The organism is Bradyrhizobium sp. dw_411, from assembly GCF_018449695.1.
Classification (GTDB): Bacteria; Pseudomonadota; Alphaproteobacteria; order Rhizobiales; family Xanthobacteraceae; genus Bradyrhizobium.
In genome coordinates this window covers 72,612-90,422 of the sequence record NZ_JAAVUY010000021.1, presented here as the reverse complement: position 1 = coordinate 90,422, position 17,811 = coordinate 72,612, and the positions used below count along the sequence as shown (strand labels likewise).

The 17,811-nt window shown below is 63.2% G+C and carries 10 protein-coding genes; 3 read left to right on the top strand and 7 right to left on the bottom strand.

All coding sequences use genetic code 11. The features are described from left to right. Window positions 1–12: 12 nt before the first annotated feature. Window positions 13–3,531 (bottom strand): transcription-repair coupling factor, encoded by a 3,519-nt coding sequence (gene mfd / locus HB676_RS28780; RefSeq protein WP_213741871.1) that lies wholly within the window; start codon window positions 3,529–3,531, stop codon window positions 13–15. Next, on the bottom strand, window positions 3,528–3,818 hold the full coding sequence (locus HB676_RS28775; protein ID WP_213741870.1) for a succinate dehydrogenase assembly factor 2: 291 nt from the start codon (window positions 3,816–3,818) through the stop codon (window positions 3,528–3,530). Before HB676_RS28775 ends, mfd begins: the two co-directional genes overlap by 4 nt. 208 nt (window positions 3,819–4,026) lie before the next feature. Between HB676_RS28775 and recG the strand changes: the two genes are divergently transcribed. Continuing rightward, on the top strand, window positions 4,027–6,135 hold the full coding sequence (recG, locus tag HB676_RS28770) for an ATP-dependent DNA helicase RecG (RefSeq protein WP_213741869.1): 2,109 nt from the start codon (window positions 4,027–4,029) through the stop codon (window positions 6,133–6,135). A gap of 130 nt (window positions 6,136–6,265) precedes the next feature. On the opposite strand, the gene HB676_RS28765 is transcribed toward recG, so the two are convergent. The 4 genes from HB676_RS28765 to glmU all read right to left on the bottom strand — a co-directional run bounded on the left by HB676_RS28765 (window position 6,266) and on the right by glmU (window position 13,913). Beyond that, complete coding sequence (locus tag HB676_RS28765) at window positions 6,266–6,970, bottom strand: DUF502 domain-containing protein (RefSeq protein ID WP_249780522.1); 705 nt, start codon at window positions 6,968–6,970, stop codon at window positions 6,266–6,268. 177 nt (window positions 6,971–7,147) lie between these two features. Next, window positions 7,148–8,974, bottom strand: coding sequence for a glutamine--fructose-6-phosphate transaminase (isomerizing) (glmS, locus tag HB676_RS28760; protein ID WP_213741867.1), 1,827 nt, complete (start codon window positions 8,972–8,974; stop codon window positions 7,148–7,150). A 150-nt stretch (window positions 8,975–9,124) separates the two neighbouring features. Further along, window positions 9,125–12,307: an autotransporter domain-containing protein gene (locus HB676_RS34145; protein ID WP_346347442.1), complete on the bottom strand. Its 3,183-nt coding sequence runs from the start codon at window positions 12,305–12,307 to the stop codon at window positions 9,125–9,127. 241 nt (window positions 12,308–12,548) lie between these two features. Continuing rightward, a complete protein-coding gene (glmU, locus tag HB676_RS28750) occupies window positions 12,549–13,913 on the bottom strand; it encodes a bifunctional UDP-N-acetylglucosamine diphosphorylase/glucosamine-1-phosphate N-acetyltransferase GlmU (protein ID WP_213741866.1) in 1,365 nt (454 codons plus the stop codon). Window positions 13,914–14,086: 173 nt separating this feature from the next. On the opposite strand from glmU, the gene HB676_RS28745 reads away from it, so the two are divergent. After that, window positions 14,087–15,508, top strand: a complete 1,422-nt coding sequence (locus HB676_RS28745; protein ID WP_213741865.1) for a hypothetical protein — start codon at window positions 14,087–14,089, stop codon at window positions 15,506–15,508. Window positions 15,509–15,711: 203 nt separating this feature from the next. Further along, window positions 15,712–16,092: a hypothetical protein gene (locus HB676_RS28740; RefSeq protein ID WP_213741864.1), complete on the top strand. Its 381-nt coding sequence runs from the start codon at window positions 15,712–15,714 to the stop codon at window positions 16,090–16,092. Here the strand turns inward: HB676_RS28740 and HB676_RS28735 are convergent. Continuing rightward, window positions 16,052–17,680 carry a beta-(1-6) glucans synthase gene (locus HB676_RS28735; protein ID WP_213741863.1) on the bottom strand — a complete coding sequence of 543 codons (1,629 nt, stop codon included), beginning with the start codon at window positions 17,678–17,680 and terminating at the stop codon, window positions 16,052–16,054. The two genes, HB676_RS28740 and HB676_RS28735, sit on opposite strands and share 41 nt — an antisense overlap. Window positions 17,681–17,811: the final 131 nt, after the last annotated feature.

Sequence of the window (17,811 nt, the reverse complement as noted above, 5' to 3'; positions counted from 1 at the left end):
CGCAATGACGAATTAGGCCGCCTTCTTGTTTTCCGCCAGATTAGCAAGCTGACGCAGGATTTCGGTCGTGCCCATCAGACGCTCTTCCGGCGTCTCCCATTCCTGCAGGAACACCACTTTCATGTCCGGGCGCACCTTGGCCGCCTGACCGTGCTGACGGATGAAATAGACCAGACGGTCCGGCTGCGCGAACTTGTTGTCGCGGAAGGTGATGACAGCGCCCTTCGGGCCGGCATCGACCTTCTCGACATTGGCGCGGCGGCAATAACCCTTGATCGCGGCGATCTTGAAGAGATAGCGCACTTCATCGGGCAATACGCCGAAGCGATCGCGCAGCTCAGCAGCAAAATTGTCGATCTCGTCATCAGTATCGAGATCGGCGAGGCGCCGGTACAGCGACAGCCGCACCGAGAGATCCGCGACATAGTCTTCTGGAATGAGCACGGGCATGCCGACGGTGATCTGCGGCGACCAGCGGTCCGCCACGGGTTCGACCACGCCGGCCTTGAGGTTGAGGATCGCCTCTTCCAGCATCGACTGATACAGCTCGAAACCGACTTCCTTGATGTGGCCGGATTGCTCCTCGCCGAGCAGATTCCCTGCGCCGCGAATATCGAGATCGTGCGAGGCAAGCTGGAAGCCGGCGCCGAGCGTTTCCAGCGATTGCAGCACTTTGAGCCGGCGCTCCGCCTGTCCGGTGATCTTCTGCTGCGCCGGCAATGTGAACAGCGCATAAGCACGCAGCTTCGAGCGCCCGACCCGGCCGCGCAACTGATAAAGCTGCGCCAGCCCGAACATGTCGGCGCGGTGCACGATCAGCGTATTGGCGTTGGGAATATCGAGACCGGACTCGATGATCGTGGTCGACAGCAAAATATCGTATTTGCCATCATAGAACGCCGACATGATGTCTTCGATAACCGTCGGCGGCATTTGCCCGTGGGCCACGGCGACCTTCATTTCCGGCACGTTCTTGTCGAGGAAGTCCTTGACGCTGGCGAGGTCTTCGATGCGCGGCACCACGTAGAAGGCCTGGCCGCCACGGTAGCGTTCGCGCAGCAGCGCCTCGCGAATCATCAAGGGATCGTGCGGCGCCACGAAGGTGCGGACGGCCAGCCGATCGACCGGTGGCGACGCGATGATCGAAAGATCTCGCACCCCCGTCAGCGCCAGTTGCAGCGTGCGCGGGATCGGCGTGGCGCTGAGCGTCAGCACATGCACCTGGGAACGTAATGCTTTCAAACGTTCCTTGTGGGTGACGCCGAAATGCTGCTCCTCGTCGACAATGACAAGGCCGAGGTCCCGGAACTTGATCGACTTGCCGAGAATGGCGTGGGTACCTACCACAATGTCGACCGCGCCTTCCGCCAGCCCTTTCTTGACCAGGGTCATTTCCTTCGGTGCGATCAGGCGCGAGGCCTGCGCAACGTTGACTGGAAAACCCCGGAAACGCTCGGCGAAGTTTTTGCTGTGCTGACGCGCCAACAGTGTGGTCGGCACCACGACGGCGACCTGTTTGCCGTCGAGTGCCACCGCAAATGCCGCGCGCAGCGCCACTTCGGTCTTGCCGAATCCGACGTCGCCGCAGATCAGCCGGTCCATCGGCCGTCCGCTTTCGAGGTCTTTCAAGGTCGCATTGATCGCGCCGAGTTGGTCCTCGGTTTCCTCGTAAGGGAAGCGCGCACAGAACTCGTCATAGACATGCGGCTGCACCGGCATTTTCGGCGCTTCGTGCAGATGCCGCTCGGCCGCGATTTTGATGAGTTCGCCGGCGATCTCGCGAATGCGGTTCTTGAGTTTGGCCTTGCGCGCCTGCCAACCGCCGCCGCCCAGCCGGTCCAGTTCCACATTGGCGTGGTCGGAACCGTAGCGCGACAGCAGTTCGATATTCTCCACCGGCAAAAACAGTTTGGTCTCGGCGGCATAATGCAGCTCGAGACAGTCATGCGGTGCGCCGCCTACTTCAAGCGTCTGCAGGCCGACAAATCGTCCGATGCCGTGCTCGACATGCACCACGAGATCGCCGCTGGCGAGACTCGTGACCTCCGAGATGAAGTTATCGAGCTTGCGGGTCGCCTTGCGCGGCCGCACCAGACGGTCGCCGAGGATATCCTGCTCGCTGATGACGGCGACATTCTCGGTCTCGAAACCGGATTCCATGCCGACCACGGCCAGCATCGCCTCGTTGCGTGGCGTCGCCTGCACTGTGCGCCAGGAATTGACGCTGGTGAGGTTGAGCAGCTTGTGGTCTTTCAACATGCTACCCATGCGATCGCGCGAGCCTTCGCTCCACAGCGCGATCACCACTTTCTTGCGCTGGGCCTGCAGCGCCAGAACATGGGCGACGACGGCTTCAAACACATTGACGGTGCTGTCGGCGCGCTCCGGCGTAAAGTTGCGCCCGGCCCGCGCGCCGGCATCGACCACCCCGGCGCTGCCCTCGGGCACCGCGAACGGCGTCAGCCGCGCCAAAGCGGCCCGATCGAGGCACTTCGTCCACTCGTCCTCGGTCAGATAGAGCCGGTCGGGCGGCAGCGGCTTGTAGATCGCGCCGCCGCCGGGATGCTCCATCGCCTCGCGCCGGGCCTCGTAATAATCCGTTATCTGCGTGAAGCGTTCGCGCGCGGCATCTTCGCCCTGCGGCTCGATCGCAACCGGCGCATCGCCGAGATAATCGAACAGCGTGTCCATCCGCTCGGCGAACAGCGGCAGCCAGTGCTCCATGCCGGGATGACGGCGGCCTTCGCTGACGGCTTCATAGAGCGGATCGTCGCGCTCGGGCGCACCGAACGCCGCGACATAGCCCATCCGGAACCGGCGGATGGTCTCGGTCACCAGCTGAAATTCCGAGATCGGAACCAGATCGAGCGCGCGCATGTCGAGCAGCGTGCGCTGGGTTTCGGCGTCGAAGGTGCGTATCGATTCCAGCGAGTCCCCGAAAAAATCGAACCGCACCGGCTGGTCGAGCCCAGCCGGAAACAGATCGAGAATGCCGCCGCGCACCGCATATTCGCCGGGCTCGCGCACTGTCGACGACCGGTTGTAGCCGTTGTGCTCCAGCCACGACACGATCGAATCCATCGGCACGACATGGCCGGGCGCGACCGACAGGGCTTGCGCCGCGACCAGCTCGCGCGCCGGCACCCGCTGCACGATCGCGTTGATGGTTGTCAGCACGATCAGCGGCTTGTCGCTGCCGGCAAGCCGCGATAGCCGCGCCAGCGTGGTGAGACGTTGCGCCAGGATGCCGCCATGCGGCGATACCCGGTCATAGGGCTGGCAGTCCCAGGCCGGAAACAGCAGCACCGGCAAGTCGGGCGCGAAGAATTCCAGCGACCGCGCCAGTTGCTGCATGCGCGGACCGTCGCGGCATACCACGGCCAGACTGACCGCCGGCGGTTTCGGCCGTGCCGCGACCGCGCGTGCGAGATCCGAGACCACGAGGCCCTCGGCACCCTCGGCGACATTGGCAAAGGTCAGCGCGCGGCCGGCGACGAGCTGTTGCGCGGGCGATTGAGCAGGAGCCTTCATGCGCCGTAATCCGTCGGACGAAACGCCTTGATCCGGTCGAACAGCGCGCTGGCATATTCCGGCGCCAACGGCACATTCCCGGTCAGCGCGGCGTAGAGATCAGGCTCAGGCACCTCAATCAACTGCTCCAGCAGACCCAGTTCCTCGTTGGTGAGATCGGCGATTTCGGCATCGGCAAACCGGCCGAGAATAAGATCCATTTCGCGGGTGCCACGGTGCCAGCAGCGAAATAGCAGCCGCTTGCGGCGGTCATCGAGGCCGCCGCTCGATCGTGTCGATCCCGTCATGTTCCAATTCCAATTTCGAACGCCAAAAGCCCGGACGTGCCGGGCGGGTTGATATAGCCTCAGGATCGACGAATGTCAGCCCTAATGTCCCGTGAATTATCAACTGTCTCGTCATTGCCGGGCTTGACCCGGCAATCCATCGTCTTTTGAAGATGGATGCGCGGATCACGTCCGCGCATGACGGATTGTATGCAACGAGAAAGTTGTGATGCGCCCTGCTCTGCTCAATCCCTTGTTTGCGCCGGTCACGAGTCTTGGGGGCGTCGGGCCGAAGCAGGACAAATTGTTCCGCTATCTGCTTGGCCGCAGTGAGACACCGCGGCTGGTCGATCTCTTGCTGCATCTGCCGGCCAGCGTGATCGACCGGCGCGCGCGTCCGAAAATCCGCGACGTGGTGCCGGGAACCGTTGTGACGCTGGAGGTCACGGTCGACCGGCATCGCCCGACGCCCGCGCGCAATCATCGCGCGCCGCATCTGGTCTACGCCAGCGACGAGACCGGCGACGTGGTGCTGACCTATTTTCGCGCCCAGCCCGGTTTTGTCGAGAAACTGCTGCCGGTCGGCGAAAAGCGCTACGTCTCCGGCACCGCGCAGATGTACGACGGCACCCTGCAGATCACCCATCCCGACCGCGTCGTCGATGAAGCCGGCTTTGCCAAACTGTCGGGCATCGATCCGGTCTATCCCCTGACCGAAGGGCTGGCGCTGGGCTCGCTGCGGCGTGCGATGGCGCAGGCGCTGCAAAAGCTGCCGGACTTGCCGGAATGGATCAGCCCCGAGGTGATCCGCCGTTGCAAATTTCCCGACGTTAAAGAGGCGCTGAATCGCGTCCACGTGCCGGTCGAGCTGACGGATATCCTGCCCGGCGAGCCCTTCTGGTCGCGGCTCGCTTTCGACGAACTGTTGGCCGGTCAATTGGCGCTGGCGCTGGTGCGGGCGCAATTGCGCCGTCCGGCGGGCGATCGCCATGCCGGTGACGGCCACCTGCGCAACAAGATCATCGACGCGCTGCCCTACGCGCTAACAATTTCGCAGCAGCAGGCCGCCGCCGCGATCTCCGACGATCTGCGCCAGCCGATCCGCATGTTGCGGCTGCTGCAGGGCGATGTCGGATCCGGCAAGACCGTGGTGGCGCTGTTGGCCGCTGCCGCCGTCACCGAAGTCGGCAAGCAGGCCGCGTTGATGGCGCCCACCGAAATCCTCGCGCGCCAGCATATCAAGACCATCACGCCCCTGGCCGAGCGCGCGGGCCTGCGGGTCGCGATCCTGACCGGTCGAGAAAAGGGCAAGGAGCGGCGCGAACTGCTGGCGCGGCTTGAAGCCGGCGAGATCGATTTCCTGATCGGCACCCATGCGCTGATCCAGGATGACGTCGTGTTCAGGGCGCTGGCGCTGGCCGTCGTCGATGAGCAACATCGCTTCGGCGTGCGCGAGCGTCTGGCCTTGACGGCCAAGGGCGACGCCGTTGATGTACTGGTGCTGAGCGCGACGCCGATCCCGCGCACGCTGGTGCTGACGTATTTTGGCGACATGGACGTCTCGGAATTGCGCGAAAAACCCGCCGGCCGCCAGCCGATCGACACCCGTACGGTGCCGAACAGCCGTCTCAACGAGGTGACCGAAGCCGTCGGCCGCGCGCTGCAGGCCGGCAAGCGCGTGTACTGGATCTGCCCGCTGGTGGAGGAATCCGAAGCCGAGGGTATCGAACATCTCACCAATGCGACGCAGCGCTTCGAGAGCCTGCAACAACGCTTCGGCGACCGCGTCGGCCTTGTGCACGGCCAGATGAAAGGCACCGAAAAGGACCGCGTGATGGGCCAGTTCGCGAGTGGCGAAATCGGCCTCTTGGTCGCAACAACCGTGGTCGAAGTCGGCGTCGACGTGCCCGCCGCCACCATCATGGTGATCGAGAACGCCGAGCGCTTTGGACTGGCACAATTGCATCAATTGCGCGGACGGATCGGCCGCGGCTCCGAAGCGTCGACCTGTCTGTTGCTTTATAAAGAACCGCTCAACGAGATGTCGACCGCGCGGCTGAAGGTGATCCGCGAAACCACCGACGGCTTTCGGATCGCCGAGGAAGACCTGAAACTGCGCGGCGAAGGCGACGTGCTCGGCGTGCGGCAAAGCGGCCTGCCCGGCTACCGCATCGCGCGCTCGGAAGTACATGCCCAGCTCATCACCCAGGCCCGCGACGAAGCGCTGCGCATCCTGAAGGACAATCCGAAGCTGAAAGGCGAGCGCGGCGAAGCGCTGCGCTGTCTGCTGTATCTGTATGAGCGGGATGAGGCGATCCCGCTGATTGGCGCGGGATGAAACTCTCTCAACGTCATTGCGAGAAGCGAAGCGACGAAGCAATCCATTCTTTCTTTCCGCCGTGAGATGGATTGCTTCGTCGCTCTTCGCTCCTCGCAATGACGAGGAGGACTGGGCATATCCACGCCCCTCAATCCACCTTCGCCGGTGCCGGCTGCAGCGGGGATGCGTTCGCCACCCGCGCGGCGTTGGCCATTCCGGCCAGCGCGGCGACTTTTTTCTGCGGGTCGGAGCCGGGCTGCACCACGCCGGCGGACATGATCAGGGTCGCGGCGTCTTCGGCGCTCATTTCGATTTCGATGATCTTGCTCTTGGGCACATAGAAAAAGAAACCCGTGGTCGGGTTCGGCGCGCATGGCAGGAACACCGAAATGTGCTCTTCCTGGCCGGGAAGATTGTTGGCGATCTCCACGCTCGGCGATTGCGAGATCAGCACGATCGACCACATGCCTGGCGAGGGAAATTCGACCAGCCCGACGCGGCGAAAGCTCGAGCCCGAACCCGAGAACAGCGTCTCGAATACCTGCTTGAGGCCGCGATAGATCGCGCGCACCACCGGCATCCGCCCCAGCAGCTTTTCGCCGAGATCGACCAGCGTGCGTCCGATCAGATTGGCGGTCAGGAAGCCCAATAGCGTCAGCGCGATCACGGCGACGATGAGCCCCGAGCCGGGCAAGCCGAACGGCAGATAGGTTTCCGGCCGGTAGGCGATGGGCACAAACGGCCGCACCAGGCCATCGACCCAGGTCACGAACCACCAGGTCAGGTAAAAGGTGATGGCAATCGGACCGGCCACGATCAGGCCGGTGAGGAAATAATTCCGGAATCGGGCCATGAAACCGCGCGGTACGTCCGGCGGCAGTTCGGTCGGGGGCAGATCGTCGCGGTTCATCAGGGTTCCAGGTCGGCGGGAGCGGCCGGTACATCATACCAGCTAAGCCATCCTAGCAGACTTTTGAAGGCCCTACCCGGCTGATGCCAAGGGAACGGTTGGGCAGCGGTTATGGATCGGTTATTCCACCGTCACCGATTTTGCGAGATTTCGCGGCTGGTCGACGTCGGTGCCCATAATCACGGCGGTATGATAGGCCAATAGTTGCACGGGGATGGCATAGACCATCGGCGTAAAGGTCGCAGCCATGTCGGGCAGCACGATCGTCACCAGCGACTGGATGGTGGCTTCCGCGGCGCCCTTGGCATCGGTCATGAGAATGATTTTACCGCCGCGGGCGGCGACTTCCTGCATGTTGGAGACGGTTTTCTCGAACACCCGGTCGAACGGCGCGATCACCACGACCGGCATGTTCTCGTCGATCAGCGCGATCGGCCCGTGCTTGAGTTCGCCGGCGGCATAGCCTTCGGCGTGGATGTAGGAAATTTCCTTCAACTTCAGCGCGCCTTCCAGCGCCAGCGGATAGCTGGTGCCGCGGCCGAGATAGAGCACGTCCTGGGATTTTGCGATATCGCGCGCGAGCTTTTCGATCTGCGGTTCAATGGTAAGGGCTGCCGCCATCAGCCGCGGAATTTCCACGAGGCCGTGCACGAGCTTGGTCTCGTCGGCCTCGGACAATTCACCCCTCGCCTTGCCCGCCGCAATCGCAATCGCCGCCAGCACCATCAACTGGCAGGTAAAAGCCTTGGTCGAGGCGACACCGATTTCCGGGCCCGCCAGCGTCGGCATCACCGTTTCGCTTTCGCGCGCGATGGTCGAGGTCGGCACGTTGACAACGGAAAGCGTGTGCAAGCCTTGCGACTTCGCATAGCGCAGCGCGGCCAGCGTATCGGCGGTTTCGCCGGATTGCGAAATGACGATCGCCAGATCGCCCTTGCGCAACGGCGCCTCACGATAACGGAATTCCGAGGCGACATCGAGTTCCACCGGCACACGGCCCAACCGTTCGATCCAGTATTTGGCGATGGAGCCAGCATAACTTGCGGTACCGCAGGCCGTGATCGAAATCCGCTGAATATCCTTGAAGTCGAACGGCAGCTTGAGCGGCAACGCGACGCGTTCGGTCGCCATGTCGACATAACGCGCCAGCGTGTGACCGACGACCTCCGGCTGCTCGTGAATTTCCTTGGCCATGAAGTGGCGGTAATTGGCCTTGTCGACCAAAAACGAAGACGCGCCGGATTTCAGCACGTCGCGATTTACCACCGAGCCCTGCTCGTCATAGATCACGCCGACTTCGCGGGTCAGAACCACCCAGTCGCCATCCTCGAGATAGCTGATCGTGTCGGTAAAGGGCGCCAGCGCGATCGCGTCCGAGCCGAGATACATCTCGCCGTCGCCATGACCGATCGCCAGCGGCGAACCCTTGCGGGCGCCGATCATCAGGTCGCCATGGCCCTTGAACAGGAACGCCAACGCAAACGCGCCGCGCAACTGGGGGAGCGACGCCTTCACCGCTTCCTGCGGCGACATCCCTTTGAGCAGATAGGACGTGACCAGATGCGCCACGGTTTCGGTGTCGGTCTCGCTGGTGAATTTGGCACCCTGCGCTTCCAGCATTTGCCGCAGCTCGCGGAAATTTTCGATGATGCCGTTGTGAACCACCGCGACATGCTCGGTCGCATGCGGGTGCGCATTGTTCTCGGTCGGCTTACCGTGGGTGGCCCAGCGGGTATGTCCGATACCGGCGAGCCCGCCGAGCGGTTCGGCTTTCAGTCGCGATTCAAGATTGCGCAGCTTGCCCTCGGCGCGGCGGCGCACAATTTGATCGCCTTCCAACGTGGCGACCCCGGCGGAATCGTAACCGCGATATTCCAGCCGCTTGAGCGAATCCACGATCTGATCCGCGACCGGAGCGCGTCCGAGAATGCCCACAATGCCGCACATGCGCAGATATCCTGAAAATCGGCGAGAATCGCCAGCATCTCTTAACGAGAATTGCCGACGCTCATATACTCAATAATTATTGCCGATTGAGACAGCGTTAAGCGGAAAGCTTAACACGCCGGGCAAGGCCGAACCATGGGGCGGAACGGTTTACCATGCATACCGCACCACGCCCTTGCCGGCATAGGAGCGTGTGACATCCGAGAATTCGCCCTCGAAGGTGGCCGCGGCCGACCAGCCGGTGAGCCATTTCTTTTCCAGCGCGGCTGTGACGAGCGCGGTGTCGGAGGCCTGCGCCGCACCGTTCACGACGAAGCTCGCGCCCGGTAGCGCCTGGAATGTCGCACCGACCGAGCGGTCGGCGGTGTAATCATGCGCCCAGGCGAAACGGCCGCGCAATGTCAGGACGCCATCCGCGACTGCAAAGGACTTGTCGGTGCGGATGCCGAGTTCGCTGCGTGGATCGGTGACGCTTTTGGCGCCGTAAGCCAGTGCGAAATTGTTGGTGCCTATGACGGCCTGCTCTGCATAAGCGGGCAGATCGATCGTCGTGAATTGCCCGGCGGCATAGGGCGTGATGCCGATGCCGGCGACCCACGGCGCGACAAAACGATAACCGCCTTCAAGGCGCCCGGAGAACGCATTGGCGTTGAACTGCGCCCGAAGCTGATCCAACCCGGCCACGGTCACGATGCGATTGGTGGTGACATCCTGCCAGCCATAAGCCAGCGCGGCTGAGATATAGGCCTGTCCAATCTCATGGCGAACAAATGCGCCGGCCTGGAACAGGTCGGAATGCCCGGAACCGCCATTGGCAACGTTGAAATTGGTGCCGCCGCCGGCCAGCGCGAAACCCGCAACCGTAAACGGCGAAATGCGGTAGTCGGCGCCAACCGCCGTGCCGTAGATGCTGCTGGTCGACGTACTGGCCCCGGTCGTTGCATTGCCGTCGGTGGTCTGCGATCCGCCGAAACCCGACGCCCACACACTCCAGCGCTGCTCGAAGGGAGCGACCGGCCCCTTGGCGAACATCGCGTAGGCGTCCCGCTCCGCGCCGCTGCGTTTGCGGCCATCGGAAGCATAGGCGCTGGCGTCGCCTTCCGGCGCGTAGCCGTTAACGCCGCCGCCCGATGCCGGTGCCGGGCCGCCGCGATTAAAGGGATCGAGCATCGAGCCCATGAACATGTTCATCGCGCTGAAGGTGCTCTGCTGGGAACCGGTCGCCGTCTCGCCCGCGGCTTGCGACAATCCGGCTGGCGTCAATGCGGCGAACACCATCGGTATGCCGCCGGTGGTGTTGAAGAAGTTCGTCAACGCATTGCCGACAGCCTGCTGATTGCCAACGATCCCCGACGGGATCCCGAAATTCAGGGTCAGGTTGAGATAGGCATTTTTGGCGTCGTAGCTGAGCGCCGAGGTGAAATTCGCCGGAGCGTTGGTGTTCACCAGCGAGCTGAACCTGCCAACGACGCCGTCGGTCGCATTGACGATCGTATACTGCTTCGACACGTAGCTGCCGACGCCGAACAGTGCAGTGACCGTCGCGCCGCCCAGCGTTGCCGTACCAAACACATTTGTGCGGTCGGAGCCTGAAGGCGATACCTCCACGATATAACGGGACGCCGCCGTGAGCAGCAGATTGCCCTGCACGGTGAGCGTACCGATCGAATTGCCCGGCGCCAGCGTACCGCCGTTGATCGTGGTATTGCCGACGGTCCCGTTGCCGCCAAGCGTGGCGCCGGCGTTCACGGTGATGGTGCTGACCGAGAGATTGCCGTTGACGCTCAGCGTGCCGGCATTGACCGACCAGGCGTTGACCTGCGTGGCCGTGCCCGTCAGCGTCCAGTTGCTGCTGCCGGTTTTCTCGAACGCGCCAAAACCCTGGTATTGAGTGCCGATCAAGGACGCATCGAAACTGGCATTGCCGGTCCCGCCAAGCCTGAACGTATCGGCGGCGCTGAAGGCGATCACATTTCCGGTGATGGCCGAGCCGGCCCTCATCTCCAGCACGTTAGTGCCGCCGGTGAAGTTGATGGCGCTGGCTTGCACCGGAGCCACGTCACCGGAAACCCCGCCCTTGATCGTTCCGCTGTTGACGATGGTCAGGTCGCTGCCGGAGATCGCAACGCCTCCGATCCCGGCAATCCCGGGATTAGCGGCATTGGTGAACAGGCCGCCATTGCCGCCTTGAATAGTGCCGCTGTTGGTGATCGCGAGGCTCGAACCGGCGACGCCTACGCCGCCATTGCCCGCATTGTTACCATTGGTTGCGGCGGGAGCCGTGCCGCCATTGCCGGCGATAATCGTGCCGAAATTGTTCAGCGTGCCGCCGCCCAGCATCGACACACCGGCACCGCCCACGCCGCCGACGCCGCCAGGAGCGCCGGCGCCGCTGTCGAGACCGCCGTTGCCGCCATTGCCGCCGGTAACGGCGTTGTTGTTGGTAAAGGTCGCCGCGGCGTTGAACTGCACGCCCATGCCGCCGGCCCCGCCGTTGCCGCCCATTCCCGAGTAGCCTGCGCCGCCGCCTGCGCCGCCGATACCGCCGCCGACCGTGCCGCCATTGGTGAAGGTGGTTCCCGCGGCGCCCCTGAACTGCACGCCCATGCCGCCGTCGCCGCCATTGCCGCCGTTGCCGCCGCGGCTGCCGCCATTGCCGCCATAGCCACCGGCGCCGCCTATCACCGAGAAGCCGAGCCCATTGCTGCTTGCTCCGTTGCCGGTGACAACCGCGCCATAGCCGCCAGCACCACCGCCGCCGCCGCCGCCGCCAAATCTGCCGTTGGTAGAATTACCGCCGTTACCGCCGTTACCGCCGGCTTGACCGGTCAACGAGGTATTGTTGAGCGTCGCAGCGGTGGCGCCATGGTAGCCTCCAAAGCCACCGCCACCACCGGAACGATAGTTGCCGCCGTCCGAACTCGTGCCTCCATTTGGATTTAAGGCCGTCCCGCCCGCGCCGGGGGCAGAATTGTAAGACGTGCCGCCACCGCCTCCTAGTCCGCCGCCGGCCGCGCCACCACCACCACCACCGCCACCATATGAATTGGCGCCATAGCCTCCATTGGGACTGGCGTAGGTACCGCCTGCACCGCCGGACCGGGGGCCGTAGTTAAAATGAAGAATCGAATCACCGCCTCGACCGCCATCCGCGCGGGCTGGCGAACTGCCGATGTCGGAAATGGCGAGCGTGGACAACACCACGGCGGCGCCGACAAATGGAAGCGGCAGCGGTAGTGAGGCGCTGGCCAAGGCCGTCCCGGCCAGCAATGACAATCGAATGGCGCGCAACGAAATGATGCTGCGAACGGCCGAACCCGCAATTATTTTCACAATACCGCCTAAGCAAATTTGTCACGCCAACAATTGTGCAACGTGCAATTCGAAGACGGTCGCAAATTTGGAACCTGGAGTCGCTGTCCTCTTTTGGGGGTAAAGTTTTTTGCGTGACCAAATTACGAGGCCTGTGGCCAATAAGAGACAAAACGCTATCAAGCGTTGCAGAAATAATTTTTGATCTTCAGTTTATTTGAGCCGGCATTGAACATCCGACTGCGCGTTGTATTAATCGGCATCAAGCCTTCGGCGTCTTGCTGCGCATCTTGATCTCGCGATAGCGCTTCGCTCCGCCTTCACGTGTGGTCTGCTGGCTGCGCTCCACGGCCATCGCATCGTCGGGCACGTTTTTGGTGATCACCGAGCCCGATCCGATATAGGCGCGCTTGCCGATTTTCACCGGCGCGACCAGCGATGAATTGGTGCCGATGAACGCGCCCTCACCGATCTCGGTCTTGTGCTTGGAGAAGCCGTCATAGTTGCAGGTGATGGTGCCGGCGCCGAGATTGGCGCCCTCGCCGACATGGGCATCGCCAACATAAGAGAGATGATTGACCTTGGCGCCGGCCTCGATAACCGCCGCTTTGATCTCGACGAAATTGCCGATCCGCACGCCGTCGCCCAGCGACGTTCCCGGCCGCAACCGCGCATAAGGACCGATGGAGGCCTTCTTGCCGATCGAGGCCTGCACGATATGCGAGAAGGAATGGATCACCGCGCCGTCGGCGATCGACACGCCCGCTCCGATCACCACAAAAGGCTCGATCGTCACGTCCTTGCCGAAGACCGTATCGGCGGCGAGATAGACCGTCTCGGGCGCAATCAGCGTCACGCCGGCCTCGAGCGCGGCCTTGCGCAAGCGCGCCTGCATGACTTGTTCCGCCTCGGCGAGCTGCGCCTTGGTGTTGATGCCGCGCACTTCATCTTCGCTGGTCTCGATCACGACGGCCTCCAGTCCCAGGTCTCGAACGATCGAGACGGCGTCAGTCAGATAATATTCGCCCTTGCTGTTGGCATTGCCGATCTTGTCGATGATCGACAGCGCCTTGTGGCCATCGAACGCCATCACGCCGGCATTGCATAGTTTGATCGCGCGCTCCTCAGCGCTGGCATCGGCCTGCTCGCGGATCGCCACCAATTGGTCGCCCTCGACGAGCAGCCGGCCGTAGCCGGTCGGGTCGGCGGCGCGAAAACCCAATACCGCGAGTGCCGCGCCTTTCTTCAGGGGCGCGCGCAGGTGCTCGAACGTCTCGGCCGAAATCAGCGGCGTATCGCCGAATGCAACGAGCAGATCGTCGGCGCCGGGGGCGATCGCGTCGCGCGCCGCCAGTACCGCATGCGCAGTGCCGAGACGCTCGCGCTGAATAAAGGTTTTAGCGTCCGGGCGCACGCGGGCGACCTCGTCGGCGACGGATTGGTGGTTGGGACCGATCACCACGGCCAGCGCAGCGCCGGGCCCCTTGGGGGCGGCGCTGAGCACATGGGCCAACAGCGATTGGTTGGCCACGGGATGCAGGACCTTCGGCAATGAAGAGCGCATGCGCGTGCCCTCGCCTGCCGCGAGTACGATGGTCAGGCTGGTCCTGCCTGTCTTGCCGGTCATTTGAATCCTCAGGCCGTTGCGACTGATATTACGCTGCCGCCGTCATAAAGCGTTTTCGTCAGGCATGGAAACGATTCGGCATCCGGGAACGCCCGGATTCAGGAACACGGCCGATTTCCTGTTAATGTTTGCGGAATGATTCGGTTAAGGCTTCAGGGGGCCGCAAACTTCTAATGGCAAAGGATGCCGACAATCTGCTTGATCGCTTCAAATCCGAGAATACCGGCGGCTTGCTGTCGGGATTCCTGGCCGAGGAAGATGAATTCGACCGGCGTGCGCTGTGGCGGCTCGGGTCGTGGGCGGTCGGCGCGGTCGGCGCCATCACCATTGCATTCTTCGCCAACCAGTCGTCGATCGGTTGGCGGCGCGACCAGATCGCCGCCGTGGATCTGGCGCGACAGGCGCAGCAAATTCAGTCCGTCGCCAAGGAAAGCCAGAACGAAGCGCGGCGTCTGGCCTCTGCTATCGACACGCTGAACGGCGACCGCGACCGGCTGTATTCCCGCGTCAGCGTTCTCGAACAAGGGATGGATTCGGTCACCGGCGCAATCGCGCGGCAGAGTTCCGGGGCGGCTTCACCGCAAGCTGCTTCCGCAGGTTCGTCTCAAAGTTTGTCGCAAGCCGGTGCTGCGCCTGCGGCTGCGGCTCCCATGGTGGTGGCCGCGCTGACCGAAGTGCAAAAGCTGCCGATCGGCCCGCCCGTCGCCCCGGTGGCAACGACGGCGCCCGCGATGGCCGCGACGCCGGTCCCGGCGAAACCAGCCGTAGTGGTTTCAACCGTAACGCCTCCGATGGAAAAGCCGTCCACGGTGGCGACCGTCACGGACCCCACCCCGGCAGCGCCGCCGCCCACGGCCCAGGCTCAGGCACCAGCGCAGGCTCAGCCACCTTCAAACCAGGGACCGTCGAACACGCCAACAGCAACCGTGCCGCCGCCGCTGATGGAATCGAAATCGATAATGGGACCGCCTGATTCCGCGGCCGTAAAACTGATCGAACCGCCGAGCACGCCGTCACCGACCAGTGCACCGTCCAAAACCGCCGCCGCGCCGCCAGCGCAGACACCACAAAAGCCGGAGGCCGTGGCTTCGGCTCCGCCCGCCGCCGCTGCCGATGACGGTCCGGAAGCAACGGAGTCGATATCCAGGGTCCAGCGGACGGAATTTGGCGTCGATGTCGGTGGGGCCAATTCGGTCGGTGGATTGCGCGCGTTGTGGCGCGGGCTTCTCAAATCCAGGACGAATGCGCCGCTGGCGGCGTTGCGTCCGATCATCGTGATCAAGGAGAGCAGCACGGGGCTTGGCATGCAGCTTCGGCTGGTGGCCGGGCCGCTGACCGACGCGGCTGCGGCAGCGAAAATCTGCGCCGGCATGACGGCAAACGACCGGCCTTGCGAGACCACGGTGTTCGACGGCCAGCGTCTGTCCCTGACCGGCAGCGATCACGATCAGCCTGCCCCGGCGGCGCCCACGACCAGCAAACCGGGGCCACGCGGCAGGCACTACAGTTCCAGGCACGCTGCCGCGGCCGCCCCCAAAGAGGAGCCGCCGAAGAAGCCGGAATCTTCGACGCTATCGTTGATCTTCGGCCGCTGATATCAGCGCGAGCACCAATAAATCCTGTTATTGCAATGGTTTGGGATCGACTTCGAATTCTATTTCGCTGATATGACGGACTTGCTACCGGTGCCGGGTTGTCCCGAGCCGGATTCCCCAGCATATTCGGGGAAAGTTCGGATGCAGTCTTCCTGCAACCAGCCGAATTCGACCTGAACGCACACTAGCCGGAACATGATCCCGTGAAAAAAACGCCCTTTCGGCTGACGCCCTATCAGGTGCAATGGTTGATGGTGGTCGGCTTCCTGAGCGTCGGCTACGCGCTCTATCTGCGCTATCTCGCGATCGAGTTTTCGACGGTGTCGCTGGCCTGCGATGCCGGCTTGCAGAGCATGCTGTGCCAGGCCCGCAGCCTCGCGACCGTACTTTACAAGAACTCAGTGTTCGGGATCACCGCACTTGTCATTGCGGTCCTCAACCTGATCCGGCCGTCGATCGTCTTGATGACCGGCGGCGTGATCGTCGCGGGGCTTGGCATCGTGCTCTACAATATTGAATTGTCGGGACTTGCGATCGGGCTGCTTATTTTGGGATTTGCACGCCCCGCGCCTGCCACAGCGTAAGGCCGAGCAGGAAATACAGCGCACACGTCCACATCGACTGCCAGTTGTTCAGTCCTTCATTGAACAGCGTGAACAGCCCCGCCATCGCAAACAGGCCGGCGAATACCGCCTCAGAGATCGGACGCGCCCCTTCCTGCGGACGGTTGAGAAGCGTCAGCAGCGCGACCGGCAGCACCGCCATGGTCAGCGCGGCGAACGGAAAATCCTTGTAACGGGGATCGAACACAAACCCGAGCGCGCTCTCCGCGCCGATCAGCACCGTCACGATCAGCGTCATCCCTAGGAGAACCGCCGACACCGATCGGGTTCGATCCTCGCGGGGACCCAGCAATTCCAGAAAGGTCGGCGGCGCCCGGCCCGACATCAATGCGCTGGCACACAGCAGCGGCGCAGCTACGCCCGCCGCCAGCAAGGCGCCCCAGCGCAACCAGCCGCCGAACCCGTAGCTCTCGTAGAACATCTTGTCGGCGGCGACGCCGAGCAGAATGCCGGAAGCGGTCGCGAAGATGCCGACCGCGATCCAGGATGCGAGCCGCGGCGTCCACGGCCGGCGGCGCAGCGTCAACCATGCGGCGCCGAATATGCAAAAGCTCAGCCCCATGCCGCAGCCCATCTGCAGCTTCCAGAGCGGATAATTGCTGATGGCCACGCCGGGCGGGTACTTCAAGGCGCGCTGCACGGAATCGAACAGGCCCCAATAGCCGCCGACGGTACCTTCAAGCTCACGTTTCCAGGGCTGGTCATAGGCTTCGATCAGATTGACGCGAAAGCTCTCCCGCTTGGCCAGGTCGAGGATTTCCGAGACCACCCGCGCCTGATTGGTGCGCGACGGCAGCGCGCCCTCGCGCATGCGTCCGGCACTCGGCCAACCGGTCTCACCAATCAGGATTTCCTTGTTGGGAAAGGCCACCGCCATCCGCTTGCGGATGGCATCGACATGGGCGGCGGCGTATTTGGCGCGGATCGGAAAGTCTTCCCAATAGGGCAGAATGTGAATGGTGACGAAGTCGACCGCTTCATAGACCTCGCGGTAGCGCAGCCAGAATTCCCAGACATCGGCATAGGTGACGGGTACCGGCGCGACCTGGGCCTTCACCGAGCGGATGGTCGCCGCGAGATCGGTCGAGGTCATCTCGCCGCGCAGCAACACCTCGTTGCCGACGACGACCGACGTAATGACATCGGGAAACTGTTTGACGAGGCCCACCACGGTCGAAATCTGCGCGAGGTTCTTCGCCCGGTTGCTGCCGAGCCAGATTCCCTGAATGACCTTCAGCCCGACTTTGGAGGCGACTTCAGGAACCTGATCGAGGCCACTCTCAATTGAATAGGTGCGCACGCAGTCGGAGATTTTGGCCAGTTGGGCCAGGTCTTCGGCGATCTGCTCGCGTTCGATATGGGTGGCCGGCGACAGCGGCGTCTGCGCGCCACGGAACGGAGCGTAGGACACACAGAGCAGCTTGGCGTTGGGATCAATCGGCGCGCGCACCAGCGTAATGGGCGTGCTGAGCCACCACCACACGCCGGCGATCGTGCCCAGCGATATCAGGAGAAGCGCCAGTGGCGTGCGAAGAGAAATCGGTTCCATCCTCCGGGCGAGGCTCGTCGCTTACCCGGTCGCCAGCCGTCTGCCAAGAGGCCGATGCGCGCCGGATCGGCGCGGGCTTTACCACGCCGCGATAAAGTTGTGACTTTGCTGGACAAAATCCGAAATGTCCG

What these genes read in the sequence shown, in the direction of transcription:
- HB676_RS28745 (WP_213741865.1), top strand. Translation starts at nt 14,087, where the DNA reads ATGGCAAAGGATGCCGACAATCTGCTTGATCGCTTCAAATCCGAGAAT.
- HB676_RS28765 (WP_249780522.1), bottom strand. Translation starts at nt 6,970, where the DNA reads ATGGCCCGATTCCGGAATTATTTCCTCACCGGCCTGATCGTGGCCGGT.
- glmS (WP_213741867.1), bottom strand. Translation starts at nt 8,974, where the DNA reads ATGTGCGGCATTGTGGGCATTCTCGGACGCGCTCCGGTCGCGGATCAG.
- recG (WP_213741869.1), top strand. Translation starts at nt 4,027, where the DNA reads ATGCGCCCTGCTCTGCTCAATCCCTTGTTTGCGCCGGTCACGAGTCTT.
- mfd (WP_213741871.1), bottom strand. Translation starts at nt 3,531, where the DNA reads ATGAAGGCTCCTGCTCAATCGCCCGCGCAACAGCTCGTCGCCGGCCGC.
- HB676_RS28735 (WP_213741863.1), bottom strand. Translation starts at nt 17,680, where the DNA reads ATGGAACCGATTTCTCTTCGCACGCCACTGGCGCTTCTCCTGATATCG.
- HB676_RS28775 (WP_213741870.1), bottom strand. Translation starts at nt 3,818, where the DNA reads ATGACGGGATCGACACGATCGAGCGGCGGCCTCGATGACCGCCGCAAG.
- glmU (WP_213741866.1), bottom strand. Translation starts at nt 13,913, where the DNA reads ATGACCGGCAAGACAGGCAGGACCAGCCTGACCATCGTACTCGCGGCA.